The organism is Mesorhizobium sp. M1E.F.Ca.ET.063.01.1.1 (genome assembly GCF_003998155.1).
Taxonomy (GTDB): Bacteria; Pseudomonadota; Alphaproteobacteria; order Rhizobiales; family Rhizobiaceae; genus Mesorhizobium.
Map to the genome: position 1 here is coordinate 1 of NZ_RZSC01001149.1, position 1,294 is coordinate 1,294.

The 1,294-nt window shown below is 63.7% G+C and carries 2 protein-coding genes; both read left to right on the forward strand.

Translation table 11 applies throughout. The features are described from left to right. Positions 1 to 417: ATP-binding cassette domain-containing protein (locus EOA29_RS36800; RefSeq protein ID WP_145970062.1), on the forward strand; the 417-nt coding region annotated here is incomplete at its 5' end. Further along, positions 414 to 1,294 (forward strand): ABC transporter permease (locus tag EOA29_RS36805; protein ID WP_145970063.1); only part of this gene is annotated, 881 nt, incomplete at its 3' end. The genes EOA29_RS36800 and EOA29_RS36805, both read left to right, overlap by 4 nt.

The following is a 1,294-nucleotide window of genomic DNA, read 5'->3' on the forward strand; positions in this document are numbered from 1 at the left end:
ATCTCCGGCTCGCGCGAGAAGGCCGAGGCCGACCGCCAGATCGCCGACCTGCGCATCAAGACGCCGACCCGCCATGCGCTCGCCTCCAGCCTGTCGGGCGGCAACCAGCAGAAGATCGTCATCGGCAAGTGGCTGGCGCATGGCGCCAAGCTGTTCATCTTCGACGAGCCTACGGTCGGCGTCGATGTCGGCACCAAGGCCGAGATCTACCGCCTGTTCTCGACGCTGCTGTCCAAGGGCGCCGGCATCATCCTGATCTCGTCCTATCTGCCCGAGGTCTACGAGCTCGCCGACACGCTGCATGTGTTCCGCCGCGGCAAGCTGGTCGCCACGCATGGCTTCCACACCGCCAGCCACGAGGACATTTTGAGCCAGGCGCTGGCCGAGAAACAAGAAAAGACGGGAGGACAAAAATGAGCACCGAGGCGATCCCCGCCGAAAAACCCAAGCGCAATTTCAATGCCCTGTTCGGGCTGACACTGCTTGGCCTGTTGCTCTTGATGTGGATCGTGCTGGCTGTCGCCACGCCTTCCTTCGCCACAGCGCTCAACATCACCAACCTTTTGCGCCAGGGCTCGCTGATCGCCATCCTCGCCGTCGGCCAGACCTTCGTGATCATCACCGGCGGCATCGACCTGTCGGTCGGCGCCGTGGTCGGCTTCACCACCGTCGTCGTCGCGCTGCTGATCAATGCCGGCTGGCCGATCTGGGCAGCCGTTCTGATCACCCTGCTGGTCGGCGTCGCCATCGGCCTGTTCCACGGCTTCGGCATCGTCAAGATGAGCCTGCCGCCCTTCATCATCACTTTGGCCACCATGACGTCGCTGCGCGGCATCGGCTTGCTTATGACCAACGGCAACTCGATCTCGATCAACAGCGATCCGTTCCAGGCCTTCTCGCGCGGCTCGCTGCTCGGCATCCCCTATCTGTTCTGGATGGTTATCCTGGTCGCGATACCGGCCTATGTCTTCCTGCACCACACGCGCTGGGGCCGCTACTTGTTCTCGGTCGGCTCCAATGCGGAGGCCGCGCGCCTTTCGGGCGTGAACGTGCCGCGCACGATCTTCATGGCCTATATCCTGTCCGGCCTGCTCGCCGCCTTCGTCGGCGTGCTGCTTGCCTCGCGCATCGGCATCGGCAACCCGACGCAGGGCGACACTTATGAACTGCAGGCCATCGCCTCGTCGGTGATCGGCGGCACCTCGCTGTTCGGCGCCATCGGCTCGGTGCACGGGCCGCTGATCGGCTCCTTCATCCTTTCAACGATCAACAACGGCGCCAACCTGCTCAACGT